The 25539-nt window shown below is 36.6% G+C and carries 20 protein-coding genes and 3 pseudogenes; 19 read left to right on the top strand and 4 right to left on the bottom strand.

Annotated features, from left to right (window positions below; genetic code table 11):
• Positions 1-14: 14 nt before the first annotated feature.
• A complete protein-coding gene (pcaF, locus tag AACQ38_RS02150) occupies positions 15-1223 on the top strand; it encodes a 3-oxoadipyl-CoA thiolase (protein ID WP_165577405.1) in 1209 nt (402 codons plus the stop codon).
• A gap of 133 nt (positions 1224-1356) precedes the next feature.
• Positions 1357-1803 (top strand): Rieske (2Fe-2S) protein, encoded by a 447-nt coding sequence (locus AACQ38_RS02145; RefSeq protein ID WP_082302937.1) that lies wholly within the window; start codon positions 1357-1359, stop codon positions 1801-1803.
• 96 nt (positions 1804-1899) lie between these two features.
• Here the strand turns inward: AACQ38_RS02145 and AACQ38_RS23990 are convergent.
• A pseudogene (locus AACQ38_RS23990) lies at positions 1900-2070 on the bottom strand (DUF4145 domain-containing protein); the annotation flags it as partial.
• Between the two features lie 176 nt (positions 2071-2246).
• Here AACQ38_RS23990 and AACQ38_RS02140 point away from each other — a divergent pair.
• A pseudogene (locus AACQ38_RS02140) lies at positions 2247-2354 on the top strand (IS5/IS1182 family transposase); the annotation flags it as partial.
• A gap of 80 nt (positions 2355-2434) precedes the next feature.
• Here the strand turns inward: AACQ38_RS02140 and AACQ38_RS02135 are convergent.
• Positions 2435-2629 (bottom strand): hypothetical protein, encoded by a 195-nt coding sequence (locus tag AACQ38_RS02135; protein ID WP_242685502.1) that lies wholly within the window; start codon positions 2627-2629, stop codon positions 2435-2437.
• A gap of 291 nt (positions 2630-2920) precedes the next feature.
• Between AACQ38_RS02135 and AACQ38_RS02130 the strand changes: the two genes are divergently transcribed.
• Both AACQ38_RS02130 and AACQ38_RS02125 read left to right on the top strand, forming a co-directional pair.
• On the top strand, positions 2921-3094 hold the full coding sequence (locus AACQ38_RS02130) for a hypothetical protein (protein ID WP_165577304.1): 174 nt from the start codon (positions 2921-2923) through the stop codon (positions 3092-3094).
• A gap of 114 nt (positions 3095-3208) precedes the next feature.
• On the top strand, positions 3209-3655 hold the full coding sequence (locus AACQ38_RS02125) for a hypothetical protein (RefSeq protein ID WP_165577303.1): 447 nt from the start codon (positions 3209-3211) through the stop codon (positions 3653-3655).
• Here the strand turns inward: AACQ38_RS02125 and AACQ38_RS02120 are convergent.
• Positions 3652-3849: pseudogene (locus AACQ38_RS02120) on the bottom strand (IS982 family transposase); the annotation flags it as partial. The gene AACQ38_RS02125 and the pseudogene AACQ38_RS02120 overlap by 4 nt on opposite strands.
• Positions 3850-4193: 344 nt before the next feature.
• On the opposite strand from AACQ38_RS02120, the gene AACQ38_RS02115 reads away from it, so the two are divergent.
• Positions 4194-6053 carry a DEAD/DEAH box helicase gene (locus tag AACQ38_RS02115; RefSeq protein WP_165577302.1) on the top strand — a complete coding sequence of 620 codons (1860 nt, stop codon included), beginning with the start codon at positions 4194-4196 and terminating at the stop codon, positions 6051-6053.
• Positions 6050-6475 (top strand): hypothetical protein, encoded by a 426-nt coding sequence (locus tag AACQ38_RS02110; RefSeq protein WP_011144556.1) that lies wholly within the window; start codon positions 6050-6052, stop codon positions 6473-6475. The genes AACQ38_RS02115 and AACQ38_RS02110 overlap by 4 nt, the downstream gene beginning before the upstream one ends.
• A 388-nt stretch (positions 6476-6863) precedes the next feature.
• Here the strand turns inward: AACQ38_RS02110 and AACQ38_RS02105 are convergent, their stop codons facing one another.
• The gene (locus AACQ38_RS02105; protein ID WP_165577301.1) at positions 6864-7763 is read right to left on the bottom strand and encodes a DNA-3-methyladenine glycosylase 2; all 900 of its coding nucleotides are present in this window, start codon (positions 7761-7763) and stop codon (positions 6864-6866) included.
• A gap of 144 nt (positions 7764-7907) precedes the next feature.
• On the opposite strand from AACQ38_RS02105, the gene AACQ38_RS02100 reads away from it, so the two are divergent.
• The 12 genes from AACQ38_RS02100 to AACQ38_RS02045 all read left to right on the top strand — a co-directional run bounded on the left by AACQ38_RS02100 (position 7908) and on the right by AACQ38_RS02045 (position 25326).
• Positions 7908-8846 (top strand): alpha/beta hydrolase family protein, encoded by a 939-nt coding sequence (locus tag AACQ38_RS02100; protein ID WP_165577300.1) that lies wholly within the window; start codon positions 7908-7910, stop codon positions 8844-8846.
• A 935-nt stretch (positions 8847-9781) separates the two neighbouring features.
• Positions 9782-10084, top strand: a complete 303-nt coding sequence (locus tag AACQ38_RS02095; RefSeq protein WP_011144559.1) for a hypothetical protein — start codon at positions 9782-9784, stop codon at positions 10082-10084.
• Between the two features lie 763 nt (positions 10085-10847).
• Positions 10848-11948 (top strand): amidinotransferase, encoded by a 1101-nt coding sequence (locus tag AACQ38_RS02090; RefSeq protein WP_165577299.1) that lies wholly within the window; start codon positions 10848-10850, stop codon positions 11946-11948.
• Between the two features lie 12 nt (positions 11949-11960).
• Positions 11961-12968, top strand: coding sequence for a fatty acid desaturase family protein (locus AACQ38_RS02085; RefSeq protein WP_165577404.1), 1008 nt, complete (start codon positions 11961-11963; stop codon positions 12966-12968).
• A gap of 4 nt (positions 12969-12972) precedes the next feature.
• On the top strand, positions 12973-13923 hold the full coding sequence (locus AACQ38_RS02080) for a 2OG-Fe(II)-dependent halogenase WelO5 family protein (protein ID WP_339367020.1): 951 nt from the start codon (positions 12973-12975) through the stop codon (positions 13921-13923).
• Between the two features lie 315 nt (positions 13924-14238).
• Positions 14239-15120, top strand: coding sequence for a DMT family transporter (locus AACQ38_RS02075; RefSeq protein WP_165577298.1), 882 nt, complete (start codon positions 14239-14241; stop codon positions 15118-15120).
• Positions 15121-15492: 372 nt separating this feature from the next.
• Positions 15493-17085 (top strand): serine hydrolase domain-containing protein, encoded by a 1593-nt coding sequence (locus AACQ38_RS02070; protein WP_165577297.1) that lies wholly within the window; start codon positions 15493-15495, stop codon positions 17083-17085.
• 162 nt (positions 17086-17247) lie between these two features.
• Positions 17248-17475, top strand: coding sequence for a hypothetical protein (locus AACQ38_RS02065; protein ID WP_207631763.1), 228 nt, complete (start codon positions 17248-17250; stop codon positions 17473-17475).
• Between the two features lie 645 nt (positions 17476-18120).
• Positions 18121-19713: a serine hydrolase domain-containing protein gene (locus AACQ38_RS02060; protein WP_165577294.1), complete on the top strand. Its 1593-nt coding sequence runs from the start codon at positions 18121-18123 to the stop codon at positions 19711-19713.
• A 434-nt stretch (positions 19714-20147) separates the two neighbouring features.
• A complete protein-coding gene (locus AACQ38_RS02055) occupies positions 20148-21740 on the top strand; it encodes a serine hydrolase domain-containing protein (protein ID WP_165577293.1) in 1593 nt (530 codons plus the stop codon).
• 308 nt (positions 21741-22048) lie between these two features.
• Entirely contained in the window at positions 22049-23644 is a 1596-nt protein-coding gene (locus tag AACQ38_RS02050) for a serine hydrolase domain-containing protein (RefSeq protein ID WP_165577292.1), read from the top strand.
• Between the two features lie 92 nt (positions 23645-23736).
• Positions 23737-25326, top strand: a complete 1590-nt coding sequence (locus AACQ38_RS02045; protein ID WP_165577291.1) for a serine hydrolase domain-containing protein — start codon at positions 23737-23739, stop codon at positions 25324-25326.
• The last annotated feature ends 213 nt before the right edge of the window (positions 25327-25539 follow it).

Below are 25539 nucleotides of genomic sequence, written 5' to 3'. Positions count from 1 at the left end.
TAGGAACCATGATGATGAGAGAAGTCTTTATTTGTGATGCGATTCGTACGCCGATCGGGCGCTATGGCGGCGCATTGTCCAAGATTCGTGCAGATGACTTGGGGGCAGTGCCGCTGAAATATTTTCTGCAAAAATACCAAGATCTGGACTGGTCGGCGGTGGATGAAGTGATTTATGGCTGTGCCAATCAGGCAGGAGAAGATAACCGTAATGTTGCACGTATGTCGGCACTGTTGGCCGGCCTGCCGGTGACGGTTGCGGCGACCACGGTCAACCGCCTGTGTGGCTCTGGCATGGATGCCATCAGCATCGGTGCTCGGGCGATTAAAGCCGGTGAAGCTGATCTCATCATTGCAGGTGGCGTTGAATCAATGTCCCGTGCTCCTTTTGTGATGGGAAAAGCTGAAACCCCATTCAGCCGGGAAGCTAACGGACTGCACGATACGACGATTGGCTGGCGCTTTATCAATCCGCAAATGGCCGAGCTGTATGGTGTGGATTCCATGCCGGAAACGGCAGAAAACGTTGCTGAAACGTTTGGTATCTCCCGTCAGGATCAGGATCTATTTGCTTTTCGCAGCCAGCAAAAAGCTAAGGCTGCCCGGTTATCAGGACGTTTCAGTTTGGAGATCGTTTCAGTCAGCGTGCCACAGAAGCGGGGAGAGTCTCTGGTGGTCGATCAGGATGAGCACTTGCGGCCTGAGACAACGCTGGAAGGACTGGCAAAACTGCGTGCTCCCTTTCGTGCAGGAGGCTCAGTGACGGCTGGGAATGCTTCGGGGGTGAATGACGGAGCCTGTGCGCTGATCCTGGCCTCTGCTGAGGCTGTGCAACGGCATGGATTGACACTGCGCGGCAAAGTTATTGCAGCAGCGACGGCGGGAGTGGAACCACGCATTATGGGCTTTGGTCCGGCTCCGGCCACGCAAAAACTTCTGTTGAAAACGGGGATTAGCCTTGATGAAGTAGACCTGCTGGAACTCAATGAAGCTTTCGCCTCGCAGGCGCTGGCGACACTGCGTGCTTTGGGGGTGAGGGATGACGATGAGCGAGTGAATCCTAATGGAGGCGCAATAGCTCTGGGACATCCGCTGGGCATGAGTGGTGCCCGACTGGTTACCACCGCCTTGCTGGAACTGTCGTTGAGGCAAAAGCGATATGCCATTTGCACCATGTGCATTGGCGTGGGACAAGGGATAGCTATCCTGATTGAACGCGTCTGAAAGGAAAAGGAACCGTGTATTTTGTCGTTTTGGCTACTGACAGACCTGCTCGGGAGACGCTGCGTGCCCGCATCTGCCCGGCACACCGGGTGTATGCATTTTTAAAGGATGACCCTTACATGCTGGCGAGGGTATGGAGAAATTATCGTTCGCCCTTGGCTGTTGGGGATTGGTGCTCCACGGGAGGAGTAAAATGAAAGTCTGGTATCAGGAAAAAAATGCGCCTCTGCCAGGAACATACCTGTGTTCTGTTTTTGATATTACATCTGGCGGAGTGATGGAATTTTGCTTTGGGAAACACAGAAAAACGCAGTTTCGCATGTTTATCTACAATGATGCAGGTCAACTACGGGCATATATGAATGTTTGCCCACATTTTGATGTGCCTTTGAATGTTCGCTCCGGTGAGATATTTACCTCGGACCGCAGTCAGTTTATGTGTTCGATTCATTATGCCAGATTTAATTTTCATGATGGTCATTGTACAGAAGGACCGTGTGAGGGTATTGGCCTAGAATCGATCCCGCTGACTATTACCGGAGAAAGTGTATTTATTGCGAAATATGATTTACATAAATAACCTGAACTCTGGATAAAAGATGTAACTCAATGCCTGTTCCAAGATCAAAAATTTCGACCAAGAAAAAAGAGAATTTATGAGGAACAGGCATGGATCAATTTGATGATTTAAATGCAACAGGCGTACCATCAATTCGGTGTAGTTACGTAACTTCACCAGACAGCTTTCCGGATCGGAGTGAACCTAGCATTCCGCCATACATGCCAATTCCGCCAGCTCCGGCCACTGGCTGCGCAACATTTCAAGAGAGACTGCTCCATCAATCATCGCCTTATGTTGTGGATACAATTAGGATTTCTGGCAAGAATATCACACTAATTTGGCTGACAAAGTGAGTCTGATGACATACGGCGAATATGAACTTACTGCTGTAGCCGCTTTAAATTGGGGGGGGCTTAAGCGGGAAAAGTGAATCTTTTCAACGCAGCCTCCCGATAGAGGCTAAAGGGCTTCCTCTTTCACTCGTTGTTGCCGTAGCAAACGCTCACGATATCAAACTCGTTGAAGAGACGCTCGATGCGCTTCAGACAGGCAAGCCGGGTAAAAAGGTTAATCGTTCGATAGCAACAATACGCCATACCAGCTAAGGAAATGAAAACTAACAACAACATCAATACCCTGCACTTGATTCTTATCGCCATAAATGTGCGGCTAATAGGGCTTTCCAAGGGGCGAAATCTGCCAACCATTTTTCTGCTTGTTCTGCGGAAACTTTTTCATTTTGATTGAATAATCTTTGGATATTACGTCTTACTGCGACGTCGCCATGCAATGAGCCATTTAAATAGTTGAATCCCCGTAACAGGGAATAATTAATTGTCCACATACCAATGCCTTTTATAGTGAGTAGATTATCTGTTAATTGCTGAATATCTTGCTCATCATTAGAGATTGCTAATGTTAATTCACCAGACTCAATTAATTGGCTTAAGCGGAGTAATGCTTTGGCTTTGCTGATATAGTTAATACTTATAAGGATAAATATAACAAAGAGAATTGCCCTATTATAGATCTTAACATCCGGCAGTTTGCTGCCCTTAAGGACGCAGATCAGACAATTGATTTACTCAATAACCAGATAGGGCGTAGGATTGGCCTACAGAGCAGGAACTCGTCAATGAAAGCGCAGGACAAGGCAGTGTTGAATCGCTTTCATAAAGAGGGACTGTATGTTGCCAAGAAAAATACGATGGGGTTTGAGATTGTCAAAGAAAAAATCACCGATGAGCAGTTTTCTTATATGAACTCGGTATTTGAAAGAGGAAATGAAGATGGCTTTTCACCTGAGTAACTATTGGCGATGCAATTGGAACAGCAGAAAAAATAAAATCATTTTTTTTCATGCACGTTGCTGATAGTTTTTTTTATGTTCAATAGTAACCGACAGTTTAGCATTGTTAAGAGTATGTTTGATTATGCTGATAAACATTGCCAGCAAAACACAGACTGCTTGGTTAACATCAGCAAAATTACGCCGTTTAAATGGGACACTTTGTATGTTATTGATAGTGGTTGGAATATTGACGAAATTAAGTCTGTCATTGGCGCGGAGTTAAAGGAAAGGACTGATATCTTTTCCAAGATTATCTTTGTTAAGGATGGGCAAGTGGTTTATTTCGAAGAGTATCATTATTATCCGGATTCAGGGGATAAAAAAATCTTGGTTCTCGATTTTGATTATGAAAATCAGGAAAAAGGGCTTATAGCTTATTATCGTGTTCCCAGAGAGGCTCCCAAAATTGTCATAAAAATGAAAGGAGACCCATCAGTAGAAGACAAAATTTACTATTTATTTTCTTCCGTTAATGAGCAGCAGGTTCAGAGGAACCCTGCATCGTTCCGAAAACGATGATATTTCCAGAGGTGTTCCAAATAGAAAGCGTTAAAGTTACAGTAATGTGACATGTTAAAGAGGATAAAAATGGTCATGATTTCATTGGGATACATGTAATCTTACCGATGGCGCAGACGGTATCCGTTATCGAAACAAAACGGTTCCTACTGGGGTATTAAAAAGCTGCAAAAATCATCGACATTACAGAAAATTTCAACTCACTTATCCATGACCTGCTCCTCCCCGGAGCTGTTTTAGGCGTTCACTAAAACTTTGTTCCTAGAACAGGATTCCCGTCAATTTCTTATCCAGAATTCGGGTTATTATTAGATAATTAAATTATTCATAGGATTATATACTGTGAAATATTATTGTGTTTTCATTGAAATAGATAGCGTAAATGAAACAATTAGGAAAAAATGAAAAGTAATTTATTGAGCGACCAAGTTATAAATTTCGTGCTATTAGTCAAGATTTTGTCCATACTACATAGACTATTTTGCATGAATATGGGTTTAATAGTGATTATATAATTGGTAGAGTAAAAGGAATATGTATGTCTTATTTTTTTGATACAGCAGTTAATATTGAGGGAAATAAGAAATTAAGAACGCCTCAGATTGAGGCATACATCAAGATTAGAGAGTATTTTAATCAGCCAGATAATAAAGAAGCATTAGTAGTACTACCGACAGGTACAGGGAAAAGTGGTTTAATTTCTATTGCGCCATATGGAGTTTCAAATAAAAGAGTTCTCATCATAACTCCTGGGCTTGTTACTAAAGATAGTATACGAAAAACTCAAGAGGTGTTAGAGGACAATTTCTGGGTGAATTGTGATGTTATATTTAATAGTAAAGATATTCCTGTGGTGAATGAATATCTTCAAGATATCAGTGATGAGCATTTATTTGCTAGTCATATTGTTTACTCTAATATACATCGAGTATCAAGTAAGCGTGAGACAAGTCTAATAAGTAGAGTTCCACAGGATTTTTTTGATTTTATTATTATTGATGAGGCTCACCATGCTCCTGCCCAAAGTTGGCGTGAAGTTTTGGGATATTTCCGCGAGGCTAAGATACTTCATGTTACAGGAACACCATATCGAGGTGATAATCAAGAAATTCCTGGAGAAAAAATACATGAAACTCCTCTTTCAGAGGTTATGAAAAATAATTATGTGAAGTGGTTAAGAAAAGAGACGGTTAATGCACATGAGTTGTATTTTTCTATAAAAGAAAATGAGGAAGTTAAATTATCAAAGGAAGAGGTATTGGCATTTAAAGATAAAGAATGGATAGAGAAAAGTGTCGCTCTGTCTGAGGAATGCTCAAAAGATGTTATTGAATATAGCATATTAAAATTAAATGAGTTAAAGAAATTATCTAGTAAAGTTCCCCATAAAATATTAGCTGTAGGTTGTAGTATTTCTCACGCAGAAGATTTATATCATTGGTATAAAGAAAAGGGATTAAATTCTATTATTGTTCATAGTGAAATGTCCTTAGATGAATTACGTAGAGCTTTTAGAAATATTGAAAATCATCAATGTGATGTCGTAATTTCAGTTAACATGTTGATGGAGGGTTATGATCATAAATACTTAAGTATTCTGGCTATATTTAGGCCATATAGAAGTATTAATGCATTTGCACAAGTGGTTGGTAGAATATTGCGTGCAATACCTGATGATGAAATAACAGCTTTTGAAATTGATAATAATGGATTGGTAATATTTCACGAAGAAATTGGACTCAACACAATGTGGAATGTATTTCAAAAGGAAGTTGATAGAGCTAAAAGAGGAAGTATCCGGGAATATACATTTAGTGATAGAGAATATATTGAGAGAGAAAATTCATTAGCTAGTGTAAATAGTGAGGGGGCTTTTATTAGTAATAAAGATTCATATCTTGATGATATAGATTTTAATGAATTATTTGAAAGAAAGAGAGCGGAGATAAATGCATTAGTATCCGAAAATATAAATAAAATTATTCAATCGGGAGTAGATCTACCATTAGATGTGCTTGAAAATTTGAAAGATTCTCTTGTAGAGAGAGAAATTCGTGAAGCTGCTAAATTAATAGACCCTGAGTTGATAGAGAAGCGGCCTGCGCAAGCAAGAAAAATGATGCGACAAATCTTGAGTACTCGAATACAGGATGAGGTTGCTAATCTTTTGATTGAAAATGGTATTGATGAAAAAGGCTCTGAGCTTTATCATGTTTTTAATCGCTGTATTCCTAATCTAAAGACAACAGATGTTAATGATGGTATTGTTGTTCGTTTTATTAATAGCAAATTATCTAGGATATATGGGGCGGTTAAGGATCGGGATAATAAAACATTGCTAAAATCAATAGGGGCATTAGCGGGAATACTTGAAGAAGTTAAGAGGGTGATACGATGATCGACTCATTAAAAGTAAACGAGATTATAGAAAGAATGGTAGCCTTTTGCTTAGTGAAAGGTGTTCAGCCTGATGAGCTCATAACTGCTATTTTTGAGAGTGAATACGATAGCATTGAAACCATTAAGAAATCTAATGATATTCATATGATTATCACCTATAAAGAAAATGTAGATAACGAGGTGAATATTATTAGAATGAAATATATATATAAAGAAAATAAACAGTTACAGAGAATAGAACAAAAGATAAATTCGGCAGCTTATAAAGTCCAATGGGATAGAACGGAGAAACTAGAATCTATTATTAATGAGCTTTTAGAAGCTATCGGGGCAGACAAAAAAATATTATCAGATATTAAAGAAAAAATTCCGGCAGAGTTTCAAAGTATTGTTTACCTTAAGTTAAAACTTGTTTGCTAAGTGTGCACTGATTAAGGGGGGAACACCTCCTTTTTTATCAATAGGATTTTCAGTAGTACATTTAAGAGTATTAGAAATTTTTTCTTTTAATAAATCATCTAAAAAAGAAGAAATGAGAATAGACTCATAACAATTTGATTTATTGGAAACTTTGTCGGTCTTATCATAGAATTTATATTCACGAAAAAAGTTGTTTTCAAGGTTAATCGTTCTATACCCTATGGATTTCAAGATGCATCGCGACGGCAAGGGAGTGAATCCCCGGGAGCATAGATAACGATGTGACCGGGGTGAGCGAGTGTAGCCAACAAAGAGGCAACTTGAAGGATAACGGGTATATAGCAACAATACACGATACCAGCTAAGGAAATGAAAATTAACAATAACATCAATATCCTGCACTTGATTCTTGTTGCCATAAATGTGCGGCTAATAGGGCTTTCCAAGGGGCGAAATCTGCCAACCATTTTTCTGCTTGTTCTGCGGAAACTTTTTCATTTTGATTGAATAATCTTTGGATATTACGTCTTACTGCGACGTCGCCATGCAATGAGTTATTTAAATAGTTAAATCCTCGTAACAGGGAATAGTTAATTGTCCACATACCAATGCCTTTTATAGCGAGTAGATTATCTATCAATTGCTGAATATCTGTCTCACTATTAGAGATTGCTAATGTTAATTCACCAGATTCAATTAATTGACTTAAGCGGAGTAATGCCTTGGCTTTGCTGACGGAAAATCCGCATTGGCGTAATTCATCTTCTGAATGGTTGATAATTTGTCTGGCGGTTGGAAAGCACCATAGCCCGGAAGAGTGCTGAACGCCCATTGCCTGAATAAATCTCCTGCGAATAGAGATGGCTGCACTGACGCTGATCTGTTGGCCGATAACCGCCCAACTTAATGCTTCAAACGGTGTGGCCGATTGATAAATTCTTAAACCTGATTGTCTGGCAATAAGTGAACCGATAACTGGGTGCCTTTTATATAAACACTCAAATAGATGAACAGGCTGTAGAAGCCCTGGCATATGTGATGCTAAAGTAGATAAGAGCTCATCAGGGCCTGTTGTGTCACCATCAATCTTAAGTTGTATATGTGCGGTTTTTGCATTAATCGCTATGGTTAATTCCGCAGGTTTGTCATCCCACATCATCCCTTTTTGAACTTTATTCTGTTCCACAATTTCAGCGATATTTTGTTTATCCCTTTGATGAAGAGCGAAAAAATCGTGGGTATGATAATTATCGGGTAATGTAATTTCTGTGGATAAAGTGGTTTGCATTTCTTCTCTCCAAAGGTATGGGTGTTTTAGTTAGCACTTTGGATAAAAAACTCTGAACCTTGTTTTTAAATTTTAAAATTTTTTCTGACAGGAACAATATCGTCAATTTGTGGTCTTTGTATATGTCAATTAAAGGAGAGATTAATGAAAGCATATCGTTTTAATCTACGACAGAAAATTATGACATCTGTTCTGCTTTTTTCATGTTATATAGGTTTTGCTTACTCAAATATAAATACGCATAAACAGTTTTTCCGTCATGATGGTAGTGAAATAACTTACTATCTTAAGCAAAGAGGTGGTAAGAATTTATTAGTACTGATACAAGGCTCTGATTGTAATAGTATCGCCAATAATAAGTTTGTGAATGACACGTTCAGTGATATTTATCCCGATAGTGATGTTCTGACCGTGGAAAAATATGGCATTAATGCATTACTCCTTTGGTCTGATGTTGTTGAGCGTTCAGATTGTCCTAAAGCTTATATTAGGTTGGATACGCCAGAGCAGCGAGTTAAGGATTATATTCAGATCATTGATTATCTGAAACATCAGAATAAATATAACAAGATCATTATCTTGGGTGGAAGTGAAGGGGCAGTGGTTGCTAATTTAATTACATCACAAGTCAATTATATTGATAGAACTGTGTCACTGAATGGTGGAGGTCGGTATTTCGCTGACGATGTTATTCATAGTATAAAAAGTGAAGCGCCACCAGAATATCTCAATGAAGAGATTAAAGGATTTAGGGATTTTCAGCAAAAAATAGCTGCCGGGGATAATATGAGTCATATAGAAATGAGTAATCATGGTGCTAATTGGTGGAGAGTCTCACTTGGTATTGATCAATATAAAGTGTTAAGTCAGACTAAAAGACCTATTCTGATTATTCAAACACTAAATGATAATTCAGTTAACCCTAGTGCAGCGATGAAAATGGAAGAGCAATTAAAGAAAGAGAATATTACCTTTTATCAATACCTTGGCCTAAGTCATGGATTTAGAAATAGTGAAGGTGTTTTGCAAATTACTCCTATTGTTGAGGATATAAAGAACTGGTTGTCCAGAGATTATGGATAAAAGTCTGTTATCTAAAGTAGTATTAATTCGTCGGTGGTTTTTCTATATTGTAAAGTGATATTAAATTTAGTAATAAAACGTGGTATAGTTAAAATTGACACCACGTTTTTTTTAGTATTATTTTTACATATTAACTGTTATTAATTCGATATCTCATTTGGCAATGAAAAATATATATAAATATATCCGTCATCTTTCAAGTTGCCTCTTTGTTGGCTGCACTCACTCACCCCTGTCACATAGTTAGCTATGCTCCCGGGGATTCGCTCCCTTGCCGTCGCGATGCATCTTGAAATCTATTGGGTATAACAAGTTGATGATTAATGATTTGTAATAAATTTAATAATATAATTGCTTGAGATTTATTTTATATTCTTGTTATTATAATAGATGAATGGGATGTAATTATAATATTTACTATAAATCATCACTTGATTAATATACCGCTTGTTATTTCTACAAAATATAGTATTAAAACGTTATGAATTATTTGTTGTTTATGAGATGATTTCCTCGACTTTAGCTTTTGTAGAGTAGAGGGAAATAGCTATTTATTTCTCATTATCATTTATCGCTGTCATTATATTTTCTAGAAAAAATTACTAAAAATATCCTGCTCATTACAGGATGTAATATCTTTTTTATTTTCTGTTGGGTAATAAAATATTGATTTTAAATTAATTAAATTTATTTTTTTATTTTATTGACAATACATTAATCGCATCTATAGTTATATGTATTAGATAAAGCGTCAATATGGCATTAAAAATGCTGTATATGTTATCTAAGTGCTGGATAAATTCCTGATAAACACCTTGTTTTCTAGTGAAAATGGTTACCGTTTTGTGTGGGCAAGATAAATGGCTTATTGTATTTATTTTTGAATGATATAAGTTATTTATCAATCGGTTAGATTAAATTTTGGAGTTTATGTCATGATAATTAAGAAAGATATTTTGTTAAATGAAGAGCTGATTGTCGATGATGATCTTAAAGTGGGTAAAGTAGAGAAGGTCAATATTGATATTCTGTCACCCAGCTCAGTCATTGTTAGTCTGAATATTTTAGGCGTAGTTGATGATTTTCATCTATTACTAGTTGATGATAAAGATAAAGATAAGATTGTGCTGCTCTATCTTTCTCTTTTACGTGTTCTTCATGAAAAATTAGATGTAAAAGTAAAAGTCGCAAAAAGTAAACTTACTAAGATAAAATATATAGTAGGTGTTGAAATTTAAGAAGTATTTGTTAAATTTCTAAATGAGCGCGTGAATTAAAATATTTCTTAGAATAACTGGATTTGATTTAAGAAATATAATCAGTTATCAAATACAGTATTGTTACTAATTGAAATTAAATGTAATGTTTATTTGTATGATGAAACTGGTTTTATTCAAATCCTAAATGTACTTTCTATTAAATACACTTAACTACAGGCAGAATGGTAATATTACTGTTCTGCCTGTGTTTATATTGAGGTTCATTATTATAGAATTAAAAAAACAATGTTATTATAAATAAGCTTTTATTTATCTGTGTTAATATTTATAAAGTCAATAATTATATAGCAAACAATCACATTAACTCTATTTTACAATGCTTAAATTTAATTTCTTTACAAATTCAAATGTCCATATATTATTGCTCGCAGACAAATTTATATTCTTATTTTAGCGTTATAAAACTACGGTGAAACTATAAAGTTGTTTTTTATATTATTACCTTAACTGAAAGTTTTATGATGAAAAAATAAATTTTATAACAGTTTTTCACTGTTTTAAATAGCCAATATTATGATTTATTGTTGGATTTGTTAGTTATAAAAAATCATAGTTAATTTGACTTTTTAAACGGAAAGAAATGTAAATCTATAATATTATGTATGATTACATATTGAAATTGAATTTTTTCTAAGAGGTTTATATTGATGGAAATAGGGTCGCGATTAATACAATTGTTATAGTTTTAAAGCGACATAATATTAAAATATCAGGAGACGACATGCTTGATTCAAATGTAACAGATTGTAATAGTAAGAATACTTCCCCAGTTTGTTCTTTTAATGAGTGGGACCCACTTGAGGAAGTTATTGTCGGTGTAGTTGATGGCGCCAGATTTCCCGGTTGGCATATGGCGACAGAGCCAATATTACCACCGAATCAAGTTGATAATTTTCATCGATATGCAGGTCGGTCATTTCCGCAAGAGCAAATTGATGCAGCATCTAGAGAGTTAGAAGAGTTTGTCCATATTCTTGAAGGTGAAGGTGTGACAGTACGTCGTCCGGATCCGCAAGACCAATCTCAGGTATTTGGTGCACCAGGCTGGAGTAGTACAGGGTTTTATTGTGCCATGCCTCGCGATGTGCTGTTAGTTATTGGAAATGATATTATTGAATGCCCGCTAGCATGGCGTTCCCGTTATTTTGAGACAGCGGCATATAAGACTTTACTTAAAGATTACTTTAAGAAAGGGGCAAAATGGAGCGCTGGGCCAAAGCCGCAGTTGACTGAGGAACAATATAATTTCGAATGGCATCGGCCTAATAGTAAGGAGCGTGTTCCCCTTGCTATAACTGAATTTGAACCAACTTTTGATGCTGCGGATTTTATTCGGTGTGGGCGAGATATCATTGCTCAAAAGAGCCATGTTACAAATGAATTTGGTATTGAATGGCTTCGTCGTCATATAGGTGATGAATATCGTATTCATGTTTTTGAATTTAACGATGATAGCCCTATGCACATTGATGCCACCTTTGTTCCTATGGCGCCAGGAAAACTGTTAATTCACCCAGAAAAAGTATTAAAAATTCCTGAATTGTTTAGGAACTGGGATGTATTACATGCGCCGAAACCGGTTATTCCTGATGACCATCCTCTGTATACCACCAGTAAATGGATCAACATGAATATTCTGATGTTGGATGAACAGCGCGTGATTGTTGAAAAGCAGGATGAACCAATGATTGCTGCGATGAAACGCTGGGGCTTTACGCCAATTCCATGTAATTTCAGGAATTTTAATACGTTCGGCGGTTCCTTCCATTGTGCAACAGTGGATGTAAGACGGCGCGGAACTTTACAGTCTTATCTTGACTAGGAATAAATAATGATGGCTATCTGGAGATATTCCCCTTGGGATGCAGTAATGTTTGCATTAAGTATCTTGCATACGGTAGCCACTATTACGCTAGTTGTGTATTGGAATGGTTTCACTATTATGGGGTGGTTGACTCATGTTATTCTCCTTACATTGATGGCAACTTACAACATAGTAGTGATCTCGCATTTTTTTACCCATACTCCTTGGTTTGTTTCTAATACCATGAATATGTTTGTGTCTATATTGAATTCAATGAATATTGGGCAATCTATACAGTCTTATCATTTGTCCCATGTTCGTAATCACCACAAATATAATAACGACCGGGGAGTCGGCGAAAGTGGACCGCAGGATATCTCTTCAACCTTTATCAATGGAAAAGAAAGAGGGGAACATAATACTCTTTGGAATTATTCTACCATTGGTGGAATATTTACTCTTTATAACAGTTTAGTTCGTATGTTATGGGCTATATTTATCTGGCATAAACCGCTTAGTAAAGCGGATAAAGGATATGAAAAACTTCTTTCAAGAGTAAAAGTTAGGAGAATGAAAGAGTTGTGGCAATTGAGACTGGATAGATTATTTCAAGCGATGTGGGTGATTATCTTATTCACTTGGTCTTGGGAATGGGCCTTATTTTGCTATCTACCTTCTCTCTATTTTGCCTTTGTTCTGGTTAATATACAAAATTATTATGAGCATTATGGTGCATTGCCGGGAAATAAATTTGCAAATTCAGTGAGTTACTATGGCCGTGTCTATAATTTTTTGATGTTTAATGATGGCTATCACCAAGAACATCATATCTCAGGAAACACGCATTGGAAGCTATTACCTGATTTACGTAGAAAATATTCGATCCAGCTTTTTGCACAGAAGAGAGTTATTAGTCCGGTACCTGCAATACTGGGTTTTTTACATAGACATAGATCTTTACTTCATAGATCTATATACCCAATGGATTTCAAGATGCATCGCGACGGCAAGGGAACGAATCCCCGGGAGCATAGGTAACTATGTGACCGGGGTGAGTGAGTGCAGCCAACAAAGAGGCAACTTGAAAGATGACGGGTATAAATCAAAAATAATGGGTGAGTCTACTATAATGCAAGAAAAATTCGAGATTAGAGGAGCAACACTGGCAGAATCGGAGTTTATGATATACGAAACATCAAACAATATATCTGTACACGCACTTTCTGCCCTTTTAGATGGCCACCTTGCGGCTTGTCGGGTTCGTAATTTTCTTCCGTCAGAACAAAGTAGGAAAATAATTGAGAACTTTTGGTGTTCTTCGGCACGGACTCCTCGTTACGGAGAAGGTATTGAAGGTGTTGAGGGGTATTTCATTGGAGCATCTCATATTGAAAAAGATACCCGCCAATATATTGAAGAAGCAGAAAATTTCCGTTCAGCAATTAATGAGGTGTTTCAAGATACGATCAATCCCATTGATCGTTTTATTGATCAAATAGTTCATTTTAGTAGTAATAACCTACGGGTAATGCGTCCTGCAATGTATCATGGTGTTGCGGCGGGTAATGTAAAAATTGTGTATTGGAATAATTTTGGCGAATTCCTTTTATTACCTCATGATGATCTTGCGCAGTTAAGTGATCCGCGCCAGAGTGATTTTGAGATCCAACAGATTAATCGTGTTATGGCGGTAAATTTTTACGCTGACGTTCCTCAAAATGGCGGACAATTAAAAGTATGGAACATTCAACCTGACGACCAATCGCGTAGTGCCCTTGGTTTAACTTACAGTGGTTTTCCATACCCGTCGGAATTATTGGAAGATCATGCAAGTATGGTGATTAATATTGAGGCGGGAGATTTGGTATTACTGAATGGGAACTTGGTCCATGCGGTACTGAATGGCAATACTATCTCTGCACCAGAACGGCGTTTACTGGTGACCTGTTTTATGGGATTACAGCAAAATGGTGATCTTATCTGGTGGACCTAACGCAACGTGCTTACAGATATTTATCCATAACGAAATGGAATATGCGCCTCTATTTAGAAATAACCCATGTCAATGTTAGAAGAGATAGACTAGGCCACTACTCGCATGCACACACTTGCCAGGTTAGTATTAGCTGAAGCGTATGTGTTCATGCGTTTCACTTTCATTTTTCCTCCTGCTATTCTACCTCCTTATATTATCCATAACAGTATAATATGATTACCTTTGAGAGAGGGGTGATATTTAGTCAATGTCAGATTTGGCTAGCTGCGTTGACTTGGGTACATTAAATGTAAAACAGGGTGTGGATTCTCTATGACTTCTAAAGCTCAATGGATCTCTTATAGTTCAACGTTGATTTTTGTTTTATTGTGGAGCAGTGGTGCGATTTTTTCTCGGTGGGGACTCGATCATAGTACCGCATTTGCCATTCTTACGATGCGTTTTGCTATTGCACTTATTTTTTTGATATTTCTAGGATTATTATTCAGGCATAAGGGCTATTATTTACCTGAACATGGTACTCGCAAACAGATTGCGGGTACCGGTGTTTTGTTAATTGGCGGCTATTCTATTTGTTACTTTTTTGCTTTGGATAACGGGATCACGCCTGGCGTTTTGGCTACAGTGATGGGGATTCAACCGATTATCACATTGTTGGTGATCGAACGTCGTTTCTCGGTTGTACGTTTAGCGGGTTTGTTATTAGCATTATTGGGCTTGGTATTAGTGGTGTATCAAAGCTTGGTGCTGTCTCGGTTTTCTATTGCTGGTATTACTTTTGCCTTAGCAGCATTGGCTTGTATGAGTATTGGTGCGATTTTACAGAAACGAATTCATCAAGCTCCTTCTGCGGTTTTACCCCTGCAATATAGTGTTAGTCTACTACTTTGTTTATTGTTTGTTCCTTTCCAACCTTTTGAATTTCAACTGGTGCCTGGCTTTATTATTTCATTATTATGGTTAGGGCTAGTTATCTCTGTTGTGGCTCAATTATTACTTTACCGACTCATTCAGGCAGGTAATTTAGTGAATGTAACCAGTCTTTTTTATCTCGTTCCTGGTGTAACCGCTGTAATGGATTATTTATTTTTAGGAAATTCGTTACCTGCTCTAAGTTTGTTGGGAATGGCCGCCATTTTATCAGGACTTGTATTAGTCTTTCGTACAAAGAAAGGTTCCCTTGCCACTGAATAAATCTGGATTACCGGGCTTACAATAAGTCCGGTAATTGCTTTTTTATGAATGTCGAAATCAGCACTAGCACGAATTCACCTATTCCGATGAGTAACGGCAGTTACTTTCTGTTTCTCTTTATACCCGTTATCTTTCAAGTTACCTCTTTGTTGGCTGCACTCGCTCACCCCGGTCACATAGTTACCTATGCTCCCGGGGATTCACTCCCTTGCCGTCGCGATGCATCTTGAAATCCATAGGGTATATATATTAAATGATAATCGTTATTACTTGGATGTTGGTTATTTCCGTCTTACAGTACTGCCCGCATATATCGTATTACCAGATTGCATATGTGCCCTATTTGTATAACATTAAATTATTAGGAAATTAATGATGGAATCGATGATATCTAAAGATAATATTCAGTTATTTATCAAGAAAATAGATGAACTGGTTAATATTGAAAATGAAAAAAAAGGGGGAGCTCTCGCAGTTGCTATTATCCACGATGATAAGATAATTTATCAGCGTCATATCGGACAAGCTAGTATTGAACATGCTGTTGCTATACAGCCTAATACTAAATTCTATTTAGCGAGTGCCTCAAAACAATTCACGGCTTTTTGCATAGCCTTGCTGGAGAAAGAAGGAAAGCTTAACGTCAAAGATAAAGTCAAACAATATTTTGATTATTTACCTGCGCATTTCTCTGATATTACCATTGAGCATCTTATTCATCACACTAGTGGGTTACGGGATATATTTTTACTTTATAATTTGGCAGGTAAAAACTCAAGTTTTGACTACTGTCATGCTGATTTAGTGAGAAAATTGATCCAACGACAACAGACATTTAACGCTCCTATTGGGGAGTATTATATTTATAGCAACACGGGCTATTATTTGCTAGGGGAAATTGTCAGCATAGTTTCAGGTAAGTCGTGGAAGAAATATGCAGAAGAAAATATTTTCGCTCCATTAGAGATGAAAGATACCATTATCTGTGATGATATAACCGAGATTATCTCTAATCGGGCGATGGGTTACACTTATAATCAAAATTCGCAACAGTGGATAAGAAGTGATATTAACAATTCTGTGATCGGTAGTGCAGCGGTTCACTCCACCGTGAATGATTTATGTCGTTGGGCTAGGGCGTTTTATTCGCCATCAATTGTTCAGGATCTACTGCCTCAATTATCCCGTACACCAGATTTAACCAATGGCAATCGCAACAATTATGCTTATGGTTTTATTATCGACCAACGTGAAGAGCAAAGGATAATACAACACAGTGGTACCTATGCCGGCTTTCGAGCGAATATTTGTATTCTACCGGATGCTAAATTAGGTATAGCGATGACGGCTGCAAGCGATGTTGATGTTGGTAAATGGACGGATAAGTATATGGATATCTTGTTTAACACCCATCTTGAACCGGAAAAACCACATTGCCTAACCAGTGATGTTGATATCACCGGTATTTTCCGAGGAATAGAGCCTTATCCTTATATTATTACCAAAGAAGATGTTTATTTTTTAGGTAATTTATTTACAAAAGGTAACCCAATTATTTTTAACTCTGACGGTACATTCCAGGAGCAAGGAGGTAAAATTAAGTTCAGGCCCGTCATTGAAAATAACTGTGTTATCGCACTGGAGCATATTGATGAAAATGGTAATGTTTTTTATTTGAAAAAGATGAACAATGAAGATAGTGTCGATATTCAGTTATTGTCAGGGCGCTATTATAGTCACGAAACAGAGGCGATAATTAATATTATATCATCTGGTGATGATCTTTATATCGATGGGATTATCCATCCTGTAAAAAAAGAGGCTTTGCGACATATTTATGGCAATAGTTATTTCTCACCCAGTGCTGAGTTTGTTATTGATTTTGAATTTGATCCTGATACCAATAAATCTCGTCTTTATATCGGCAATGCACGTTGCTTGAATGTGGAATTTGTTGCAGTTTAATTCACAGGTTAGTACGTGGAAATTTAGATCAGCGTTTCGTTAGCAGGATAGAATGAATGTTATTGAGGGCCTAAAGATATTTTATATTAGATGAACCTTGTTCCAGACAGAACTATTATATTTATGTTCTGTCTGTTTTTTATAAATATGAGGAGATTAATGATGAAACTGACAATATCCACAGATAATATTAAATTATTTCTCAAGAAAATAGATGAATTAGTTGATATTGAGAATAAAAAAGAGGAAATCCGATTACTTTTAACTCTGACGGTACATTCCAAGCGAAAGAAGGTAAAACCCGGTTCAGACCTATCATTGAAAATAACAATGTTATTGCACTGGAACAGATTAATGAAAATGGCAATGTTTTTTATTTTAAAAAAATGAACAATGAAGGAATTATTGATATTCAGTTATTGTCAGGGCGCTATTATAGTAATGAAACAGAGGCGATAGTTAATATTATACCGTATGGTGAAGGTATTTATATTTATGGGATTGTCTATCCTGTAAAAAAAGAGGTTTTGCGGCATATTTATGGGGATAGTTACTTATCTCCAGTAACTAATCTTATTATTAATTTTGAATTTGATCCAGATAAAAATACATGTCTTCTCTATATCAGTAATTCTCGTTGCTTGAATTTGGAATTCATTGCAGTTTAATGGACAGGTTAGTAAATACAAATTTAGAATAGTATTTTGCTAGCAAGATAGGATTGATGCTATTGTGAGAGTATGGAGATCTTTTCTATTAGATACACTTCATTCTAGGCAGAGCGGTTATATTTACGTTCTGCCTGTTTTTGTAAATATTAGATCCAAAATGATTTCTGAAAGAAAATAATGTTTATAAAATTTAGATAATTTTAATTTTCATCCGCAGTTACTTTATATTGTCATTCACACATTAAATGATAGTCATTATTACTTGGATATTTCTTGTTTACGTCTTACAGTACTGCCCATATATGTACTGCTATCAAGTTGTATATATATATGTTCTGTTTTGTAACCTTAAATAGGGAAATTCATGATGGAATCGATGATATCTAAAGATAATATTCAGTTGTTTATCAATAAAATAGATGAGCTGGTTAATATTGAAAATGAAAAAAAAGGTGGAGCTCTCGCAGTCGCTATTATCCACGATGATAAGATAATTTATCAGCGTCATATCGGGCAAGCTAGCATTGAACATGCTGTTGCTATACAGCCTAATACTAAATTCTATTTGGCGAGTACTTCAAAACAATTCACGGCTTTTTGCATAGCTTTGCTGGAGAAAGAAGGAAAGCTCAACGTTAAGGATAAAATCAGACAATATTTGGATTATTTACCCGAACATTTCGCTGATATTACTATTGAGCATCTTATTCATCACACCAGCGGATTACGGGATATATTTTTACTTTATAGTTTGGTAGGTAAAAACTCAAGTTTTGACTACTGCAATGCTGATTTGATGGAAAAACTGGTTCAACGACAACAGACATTTAACGCCCCTGCTGGAGAATATTATATTTATAGCAATACGGGCTATTATTTATTGGGGGAAATTATCAATGTGGTTTCAGGTAAGTCGTTAAGAGACTATGCAGAAGAAAATATTTTCGTTCCATTAAAGATGAAAGATACCGTTATCTGTGATGATATAACCGAGATTATCTCTAATCGGGCGATGGGTTACACTTATAATGAGAATGCGCAACAGTGGATAAGAAGCGATATCAACAATTCTGTGATGGGTAGTGCAGCGGTTCACTCCACCGTGAATGATTTATGTCGTTGGGCTAGAGCGTTTTATTCGCCATCGATTGTTCAGGAGCTACTGCCTCAATTATCCCGTACACCAGATTTAACCAATGGCAATCGTAACAATTATGCTTACGGTTTGATTATCGAACAACGTGAAGGGCAAAGGATAATACAACATAATGGTACCTTTGCTGGCTTCCGAGCGAATATTTGTATTTTACCGGATGCTAAATTAGGTATGGCGATGACTTCTGCAACTGATGCTGATGTTGATCAATGGACGGATAATTATATGGATATCTTGTTTAACATCCATATTGAACCGGAAAAACCATATTGCCTAACCAGTGATATTGATATCACCGGTATTTTCCGGGGGATAGAGCCTTATCCTTATATTATTACCAAAGAAGATATTTATTTTTTAGGTGATTTATTTAAAAAAGGTAATCCGATTATTTTTAACTCTGACGGTACATTCCAAGAGAAAGGAAGTAAAATTCAGTTCAGACCCGTTATTGAAAATGACAGTGTTATTGCACTGGAGTATATTGATGAAAATGGTAATGTTTTTTATTTGAAAAAGATGAACAATGAAAGTAGTGTCGATATTAAGTTATTGTCAGGGCGCTATTATAGTCACGAAACAGAGGCAATAATTAATATTATATCATCTGGTGATGATCTTTATATTGATGGGATTATCCATCCTGTAAAAAAAGAGGCTATGCGACATATTTATGGCAATAGTTATTTCTCATCCAGTACTGAATCTGTTATTGATTTTGAGTTTGATCCTGAAACAAATAAATATCGTATTTATATTGGTAATTCACGTTGCTTGAATGTGGAATTTGTTGCAGTTTAATTGGCTAGTTAATATACCCTATGGATTTCAAGATGGATCGCGACGGCAAGAGAACGAATCCCCGGGAGCATAGATAACTATGTGACCGGGGTGAGTGAGTGCAGCCAACAAAGAGGCAACTTGAAAGATGGCAGGTATAAATATAAATTTAGAATAGAGTTTCACTAGCAGGATAGCATTAATGCTATTGAGGGATTAAAAATACTTTCTATTATTAGATGCACTTTGTTCCAGGCAGAACTATTATATTTATGTTCTGTCTGTTTTTTGTAAACATCCGCTCCCATAGTTACTTTATATTGCCATTCACACATTAAATGATAATCATTATCACTTGGATATTTCATGTTTACGTCTTACAGTACTGCCCGCATATGTATTGCTATCAGGCCGTATATATATATTTTGTTTGATAACCTTAAATAAGGAAGTTCATGATGGAATCTACTATAGCCACAGATAATATTAAATTATTTCTCAAGAAAATAGATGAATTGGTTAATATTGAGAATAAAAAAAAGGGGGGCGCTCTCGCTGTTGCTGTTACCCACGGCAATAAAATCATTTATCAGCGTCATATCGGAAAAGTTAGCATTGAACATGCTGTTGCTGTAAAGCCTAATACTAAATTCTATTTGGCGAGTGTTTCAAAACAATTCGCGGCTTTTTGTATTGCTTTGCTGGAAAAAGCAGGAAAGCTTTGCGTCAAGGATAAAGTTGGACAATATTTGGATTATTTCCCCACGGAATTTTCTGATATTACTATTGAGCATCTTATTCACCATACCAGTGGATTACGGGATGAGTTTTTACTTTATGAGTTGGCAGGTAAAAATTCGGACTTTGACCACCGCCATATTGATTTAGTCAGAAAACTGACTCAACGGCAACAAGCGCTTAACTTTACGCCGGGGGAATATCATCTCTATAGCAATACGGGCTATAATTTGCTGGCGGAAATAGTTAGAGTGGTTTCTGGTAAATCATTAAAAGAATATGCAGAAGAAAATGTTTTTGCCCCATTAAAGATGAAAGACACCTTTTTCTATGATGACATAACCGAGATTATTCCTGATCGGGCAATGGGCTACACTTATAACAAGAACTCTCATCAGTGGATAAGAGATGATCTTAACGATACGGTGGTCGGTGGTTCAGGGCTTCATTCTACGGTAAATGATTTGTGTCGTTGGATCAGAGCATTTTATTCACCATCCATTGTTCAGGATCTGTTGCCTCAATTATCCCGTACCCTGAATTTAACCAATGGTAATCGTAATAATTATGCTTACGGTTTTATTATCAGCCAACGCGAAGGGCAAAAGATAATACAACATGGTGGTTCTTATACGGGTTTTAAATCTCATGTTTGTATTTTACCGGATGCTAAATTCGGTATCGCGATTACCGCTGCAACAGGTGTTGATGTTTCTACATGGGTGGAGCAGTATATTGATATCTTATTTGACACCGATATTAAGCCAGAAGAACCGCATTGCTTAACCAGTGATATCGATATTACCGGTATTTTCCGGGGGGTGGAGCCTTATCCTTATATTATTACCAAGGAAGAGACTTATTTATTAGGTAATTTATTTGAAAAAGGTAACCCGATTATTTTTAACGCTGATGGTACATTCCAAGAGAAAGGCGGTAAAATCCGGTTCAGACCCATCATTGAAAATGGCAGTGTCATTGCATTAGAACAGATTGATGAAAATGGCAATGTTTTTTATCTTAAAAAGAGAGTTGATGACGGTAGTGTCGATATTCAGCGATTGTCAGGGCGTTATTATAGTCATGAAACAGAAGCAACGATCACGGTTTCCGCTTCTGGCGATGGGATTTATATTGATGGGGTTGTTTATATTGGTAAAAAGGAAGCCTTACGGCGGATTTATGGGAATAGTTATTTTTCTCCCAGCACTGAACTGATTATCGATTTTGAATTAGATACTGAAACTAATAAACCTCATCTCTATATCAGTAATTCACGTTGTTGGAAGATAGAATTCGTTGTAGTTTAATTTATAAAGTGATAAATCAGAATGAATAATGGCATTGTTATAGCCGGATGGAATTAATGCTATTGAGGGGTTAAAGATATTTTCTATTAGATGCATTTTTCTCCAGGCAGAACTATTATATTTATGTTCTGTCTGTTTTTTATCAACATTAGCTCCGGTAGTGACTTTATATTGCCTTCCATACATTAAATGATGATGATTATCACTTGGATGATTTGCTATTTACGTTTTACAGTAATTACTCGTATATGATATTGCTATTAGGTCATATATATGTTCTGTTTTATAACCTTAAAATAAGGAAGTTCATGATGGAATCTACTATATCTACAGATAAAGTTAAATTGTTTCTCAAGAAAATAGATGAATTGGTTGATATTGAAAATAAGAAAAAGGGTGGCGCTCTTGCTATTGCTGTGACCCACGGTAATAAAACGATTTATCAGCGCCATATCGGAAAGGCTAATATTGAACATGCTGTGACTGCAAAACCTAATACTAAATTCTATTTAGCGAGTGTTTCAAAACAATTCACCGCTTTTTGCATAGCCTTATTAGAGAAAGAAGGAAAGCTTAGCGTCAAGGATAAAGTCGGGCAATATCTGGATTATTTCCCGGTAGAATTCTCTGATATTACTATTGAACATCTTATTCATCATACCAGTGGATTACGGGATGAATCTTTACTTTATCGTCTGGCAGGTAAAAACTCGCGTTTTGATTACCATGATATTGATTTGATAAGAAAACTGACGCAGCGGCAACGAACACTTAATTTTACACCTAGCGAATATTATGCTTATAGCAACACTGGCTATTATTTGCTGGCGGAAATAGTCAGTGTGGTTTCAGGTAAATCATTGAGGGAATATACAGAAGAAAATATTTTCGCTCCGCTAAAGATGAAAGATACTACTTTCTATGATGATGTCACAGAGATTATTTTTGATCGGGCGATGGGTTACACTTATAGCAAGGAACCGAACCGGTGGGCAAGATATGATCTCAATGGTTCTGTGGTAGGTGGCACAGGGCTTTATTCTACAGTGAATGATTTGTGTCGTTGGATCAGAGCATTTTATTCACCATCGATTGTTCAGGAGCTGTTGCCTCAATTATCTCGTACACCAGATTTAACTAATGGCAATCACAATAATTATGCTTACGGCTTGATTATCAGCCAACGAGAAGGGCAAAAAATAATACAACATGATGGTTCTTATGCTGGTTTCAAATCTGATGTTTGTATTTTACCTGATGCTAAATTAGGTATCGCTATTACCTCTGCAACAAATATTAATGTCATTCAATGGATTGAACAGTGTCTTGATGTGTTGTTTAACTCGAATATAGTTGAACCGGAAAAACCACATTGTCTAACTAGTGATATTGATATCACCGGTATTTTCCGAGGGGCAGAGCCTTATCCTTATATTATTACCAAGGAGGATTGTTATTTATTGGGAAGTTTATTCGGAAAAGGCGACCCGATTACTTTTAACCCTGACGGTTCATTCCAACAGCAAGGAAGTAAAACCCGATTCAAACCTATCATTGAAAATGATAATGTTGTCTCACTGGAACAGACTGATGAAGATGGCAATGTTTTTTATTTTAAAAAGATGACTGATAGTGGTGGTATTGATATTCAGCGATTGTCAGGGAATTATTATAGTCATGAAATAGAAGCAACGATGACTATTTCCGCTTCTGGAGATGGAATTTATATTGATGGGGTTACTTACCCTGAGAACAAAGGAGTTTTACGGCGGGTTTACGGTAATAGCTATTTCTCCCCGGGCACTGAATTTGTTATCGATTTTGAATTGAATTCTGATACAAATAAACCGCATCTCTATATTAATGATGGGGGTTGCTGGAGGGTAGAATTTGTCGCAGTTTAATTTATAAAGTGATAAACCAGATTAGATACACTTTGTTCCAGACAGAACTATTATATTTATGTTCTGTCTTATAACCTTAAATAAGGAAATTCATGATGGAATTGACGATATCTAGAGATAACATTAAGTCTCTTGTTAATAAAATAGACAATTTAATTGATATTGAAAATAAGAAAAATGGCGGCGCCCTCGCGGTTGCTGTTACCCACGGAAATGAAACTATTTATAAGCGCTATATCGGGCAAGCTAGCATTGAACATGCAGTTGCCATAACCCCCAATACGAAGTTCTATATGGCGAGTGTTTCAAAACAATTCACCGCTTTTTGTATTGCTTTGTTGGAAAAAGAAGGAAAGATCAATGTCAAGGATAAAGTTGGAAAATATGTGGATTATTTCCCGGCACATTTCTCTGATATTACCATTGAGCATCTTATTCATCATACCAGTGGGTTACGGGATAAATATGCCCCTTATGGTTTGGCGGGTAAAAACTCAGATTTTGACCACCGCAGTATAGATTTATTAAGAAAACTGATTCAACGGCAACAAAAGCTTAATTTCACGCCTGGGGAATATTTTAGTTATACCAATATGGGCTATAATTTATTGGCAGAAATCATCAAAGTGGTTTCGGGTAAATCGTTAAGAGAATATGCGAAAGAAAATATTTTTATTCCATTAAAGATGAATAATACCTCTTTCTATGATGATGTTACTGAGGTTATCTCTGACCGGGCGATAGGTTATGTCTATAACGCAGATTCAAATCAATGGATAAGATCGGATCACAACGATTCAACTATAGGTAGTGCGGGGCTTCGTTCTACAGTGAGTGATTTATGCCGCTGGATGAAAGCATTTTATTCACCATCGATTGTTCGGGATATGTTGCCTCATTTATCTCGTATGCCAAATTTAGCCAATGGCAATCGTAACAATTATGCTTACGGTTTGATGATCAGCCAACGTGAAGGTCAAAAGATAATACGGCACGATGGTGCCTATGATGGTTTTAAAGCTGAGGTTTGTGTTTTACCTGATGCTAAATTAGGTGTTGTGATTACTGCTGCAACAGGTATTAATAGTGTTGAGTTTACTAATCAATGTCTTAATGTATTATTTAACACTGACATGGCTGAGCCAGAGCATTGCCGAACCAGTGATATTGATATTACCGGTATGTTCAAGGGGGCTGATCCCTATCCTTATATTATTACCAAGGAAGATTGCTATTTATTAGGTAATTTATTCGAGAAAGGTAATCCGATTATCTTTAACGCCGATGGAACATTCCAAGAGAAGGGGGGAGATATCCGGTTCAGACCGATCATTGAAAATAACTGTGTTATCGCACTGGAACAGATTGATGAAAATGACAATGTTTTTTATTTGAAAAAGATGACTGATAAAGGTGATATTGATATTCAGCGATTATCAGGTCGCTATTATAATCACGAAACAGAATCAATGCTAAATATTGAAGTATCCGGTGATGAACTTTATATTGATGCGGTTATCTTGCCAGGGAAAAAAGAGGCGTTAAGGTGGGTTTACGAGAATAGTTATTTCTTACCCAGCATTGAATTTATTATTGATTTTGAATTTAACCCTGATACGAAGGAGCCTCGTCTTTATGTCAATGATGCACGTTGTTGGAAGATAGAATTCATACCCGTTTAGTTTAATTGATAGGGTTGTAAATATGAATTAAGAACCGTTTTTTCTGGAAGGATAAGAAAATTAGATTGAGATCATAAAGATATTTTCTATCTAATCTATTTATTTTCAGGCAGAACTATTATGATAATGTTCTGCCTGTTCGACATGATTTTGATATTTTAATTGCTTCATGGATTGTTTTTGGTTTATATTCTCATCGTCCTGGATACGTCA

This window comes from Photorhabdus sp. RW14-46 (assembly GCF_963887965.1).
Classification (GTDB): Bacteria; Pseudomonadota; Gammaproteobacteria; order Enterobacterales; family Enterobacteriaceae; genus Photorhabdus; species Photorhabdus laumondii.
Note: the sequence above shows the minus strand (reverse complement) of the source record. Positions and strands in the feature narration are given on the sequence as shown.

Bases quoted from the DNA above. Each gene is read 5' to 3' on its own strand.
- pcaF (WP_165577405.1), top strand. From the start codon at position 15: ATGAGAGAAGTCTTTATTTGTGATGCGATTCGTACGCCGATCGGGCGC.
- AACQ38_RS02145 (WP_082302937.1), top strand. From the start codon at position 1,357: ATGGAGAAATTATCGTTCGCCCTTGGCTGTTGGGGATTGGTGCTCCAC.
- AACQ38_RS02135 (WP_242685502.1), bottom strand. From the start codon at position 2,629: ATGTGGACAATTAATTATTCCCTGTTACGGGGATTCAACTATTTAAAT.
- AACQ38_RS02130 (WP_165577304.1), top strand. From the start codon at position 2,921: ATGAAAGCGCAGGACAAGGCAGTGTTGAATCGCTTTCATAAAGAGGGA.
- AACQ38_RS02125 (WP_165577303.1), top strand. From the start codon at position 3,209: ATGTTTGATTATGCTGATAAACATTGCCAGCAAAACACAGACTGCTTG.
- AACQ38_RS02115 (WP_165577302.1), top strand. From the start codon at position 4,194: ATGTCTTATTTTTTTGATACAGCAGTTAATATTGAGGGAAATAAGAAA.
- AACQ38_RS02110 (WP_011144556.1), top strand. From the start codon at position 6,050: ATGATCGACTCATTAAAAGTAAACGAGATTATAGAAAGAATGGTAGCC.
- AACQ38_RS02105 (WP_165577301.1), bottom strand. From the start codon at position 7,763: ATGCAAACCACTTTATCCACAGAAATTACATTACCCGATAATTATCAT.
- AACQ38_RS02100 (WP_165577300.1), top strand. From the start codon at position 7,908: ATGAAAGCATATCGTTTTAATCTACGACAGAAAATTATGACATCTGTT.
- AACQ38_RS02095 (WP_011144559.1), top strand. From the start codon at position 9,782: ATGATAATTAAGAAAGATATTTTGTTAAATGAAGAGCTGATTGTCGAT.
- AACQ38_RS02090 (WP_165577299.1), top strand. From the start codon at position 10,848: ATGCTTGATTCAAATGTAACAGATTGTAATAGTAAGAATACTTCCCCA.
- AACQ38_RS02085 (WP_165577404.1), top strand. From the start codon at position 11,961: ATGGCTATCTGGAGATATTCCCCTTGGGATGCAGTAATGTTTGCATTA.
- AACQ38_RS02075 (WP_165577298.1), top strand. From the start codon at position 14,239: ATGACTTCTAAAGCTCAATGGATCTCTTATAGTTCAACGTTGATTTTT.
- AACQ38_RS02070 (WP_165577297.1), top strand. From the start codon at position 15,493: ATGATGGAATCGATGATATCTAAAGATAATATTCAGTTATTTATCAAG.
- AACQ38_RS02065 (WP_207631763.1), top strand. From the start codon at position 17,248: ATGAAACTGACAATATCCACAGATAATATTAAATTATTTCTCAAGAAA.
- AACQ38_RS02060 (WP_165577294.1), top strand. From the start codon at position 18,121: ATGATGGAATCGATGATATCTAAAGATAATATTCAGTTGTTTATCAAT.
- AACQ38_RS02055 (WP_165577293.1), top strand. From the start codon at position 20,148: ATGATGGAATCTACTATAGCCACAGATAATATTAAATTATTTCTCAAG.
- AACQ38_RS02050 (WP_165577292.1), top strand. From the start codon at position 22,049: ATGATGGAATCTACTATATCTACAGATAAAGTTAAATTGTTTCTCAAG.
- AACQ38_RS02045 (WP_165577291.1), top strand. From the start codon at position 23,737: ATGATGGAATTGACGATATCTAGAGATAACATTAAGTCTCTTGTTAAT.